The following is a 2,237-nucleotide window of genomic DNA, read 5'->3' on the forward strand; positions in this document are numbered from 1 at the left end:
GCCACAACATTCACGAAACGCACATCGAAACGACACACAACACGACGTCCCTCAAAATCGATTACGGAAAATGACTCTATGATGACACGAAGAAACTTGTTGCAAGCAGGTGCGGCGTTGGGCGTTGGTTCGGCAGTCAGTGCGGCGGCTTCCGCGCAAGCACTAAAATTCCAGATGTCCACGGGCGAAGTCATGAAGACGAAGGGTCTGGTGGATACCACAGAGTCATTGCCAGTCAACGACCCTCGCGGCGATGGTCGATATCGCCCCAAATTTAGAATGGGCTTAGGAGGCCTTGCGGCGGGGAACGGGTTTAACACCGTATCCAGCGACGAAGAAATCCTTGGCATGCTCAATGCGGCCTGGGACTCTGGAATCCGCTACTTTGACACCGCGCCGTTTTACGGGCTAAGTCTGAGCGAGCGACGTTACGGTGACTTGCTTCGCAACAAGAAACGCGAGGACTACGTTTTGTCATCCAAAGTGGGGCGAATTCTTACGCCGTCTTCCGAACCACTTCCGAAGAAGTGGCATTGGGCGAACCCATCCCCCTTTCACTACAAGTATGACTATACGGCGGCGGGAACACGTCGCTCGGTCGAAGACAGCCTGCATCGCATCGGCGTCTCGTCACTGGACATTGTGTTCATCCATGACCTTTCGCCTCAGAACAGTGACATGGGCGACGATTGGATCAAATACTTTGATGATGCGGTCAAAGGGGCCATGCCTGAACTGACAAAAATGCGTGAGGAAGGCATGATCAAAGCCTGGGGGTTTGGCATCAATTCACCGCATGCGATCTACAAGGCGGTTGACGTTGCCGATCCCGACATCTGTTTACTGGCCCTGCAATACTCCATTCTGGATCACCAACAAGCCCTGGAAAAAACATTCCCGCTTCTCGATGAACGAGACATCTCGGTCGTCGTCGGCGCGCCGCTGAATGGCGGATTCCTGGCGGGTCGAGATCGGTTCAACTATTCGAGCAAGATTCCTCCGGCGATGAAGGAAAAGTATATCTCAATCGATGCGATTGCGAAAAAACATGGCATCGATATCAAAACCGCTGCATTGCAATTCGCCGAGGCGCCATCCACGGTTTCGGCGATTGTCCCAGGCGCCCGAACCGTTCAGCAGGTAGAAGAAAATATCGCCTCAATGAAGGTTCAAATCCCAGAGGATTTCTGGAGCGAGTTGAAAGCGAAAAATCTGATCGCTCAAGAAGCGCCCACCCCCAGCGATGAGCCGGCACAGAAAAAGGTTCGCGGCTGAGTCATGTTGCCGATGTGGCTAACGAAAAACGACGCTACTTCTACCGTTCCGAACGGCAATGACGTGCCGTAGGTTTCCTGCCGTCCTTCGGGGGCCCGTTTTCGGTGCTGGTCCATCGGGCTCACCGCCGACGCGACTGTCTTTCACCCCATCGTCGCCGCTCGGGAAAGGAAAGCTGATAGGACGCTTCGATCCGAATGCTGCTGCCAATTTTGCCGATAACGTTTAAACTTAGTTTTTAAACGTTGCACATTCGCCGAAAAATGAGAGGCACCGCCGAGATGAAAGTCATTGTAGATCTATGTGTCGTCCCGATCGGAGTGGGAGTTTCGGTCAGCAAGTACGTTGCGGAGTGCCAAAAGGTCTTGCAGGAAGCGGGTTTGTCGCATCAGCTTCACGCCTACGGCACGAACATCGAAGGCGACTGGGACGACGTGTTCGCCGCGATCAAACTGTGTCACCAGCGGGTTCACTCGCTCGGCGCACCGCGAATCACCACCACGATCAAAGTCGGCACACGCACCGACCGCGAGCAATCGATGCAGGACAAAATCGACAGCGTCAACGAACGCCACTCGTCGTGAGTCACCACCGTACGTTTCAGACATCGGACACCTTATTCCGCCACTTCCATCAAACGCCGACTAACTGGCGGGCAGGAAGATTGAGAGGGCAGAAAGATATTCAGAATGAAGAACCAATCTGCGGTATCCCATCTTTTTGCCACTCATGTTTTTGCCAAAAATTCATGAGCCAAGGCTGACACCAGTGAGGTGACGTCGCGGATCTCTCGAATTGACGTTCTGCGACATCCACTAAGCGCCACACCGCAGGTACGGCAAAAAGATGGAGGGCAAAAAGATGGAGATCGCAGGACAGTTATGCGGTGTCTCATTTTCCTGCCCCTTCCATTTCCCTGCCCCATTCAATAACCGACATTGCGCTCGGTAAAACGATGCAGC

2 protein-coding genes are annotated in these 2,237 nt (G+C 53.6%); both read left to right on the forward strand.

What is annotated here, in order from left to right; translation table 11 throughout:
* Positions 1–78: 78 nt before the first annotated feature.
* Complete coding sequence (locus tag ABX962_RS35035) at positions 79–1,275, forward strand: aldo/keto reductase (protein ID WP_372726291.1); 1,197 nt, start codon at positions 79–81, stop codon at positions 1,273–1,275.
* A gap of 281 nt (positions 1,276–1,556) precedes the next feature.
* Positions 1,557–1,859, forward strand: coding sequence for an MTH1187 family thiamine-binding protein (locus ABX962_RS35040; protein ID WP_372726292.1), 303 nt, complete (start codon positions 1,557–1,559; stop codon positions 1,857–1,859).
* The last annotated feature ends 378 nt before the right edge of the window (positions 1,860–2,237 follow it).

Origin of the sequence: Novipirellula sp., assembly GCF_041583735.1 — a bacterium.
In the GTDB taxonomy this organism is placed as follows: Bacteria; Planctomycetota; Planctomycetia; order Pirellulales; family Pirellulaceae; genus Novipirellula.

What these genes read in the sequence shown, in the direction of transcription:
- ABX962_RS35035 (WP_372726291.1), top strand. Translation starts at nt 79, where the DNA reads ATGATGACACGAAGAAACTTGTTGCAAGCAGGTGCGGCGTTGGGCGTT.
- ABX962_RS35040 (WP_372726292.1), top strand. Translation starts at nt 1,557, where the DNA reads ATGAAAGTCATTGTAGATCTATGTGTCGTCCCGATCGGAGTGGGAGTT.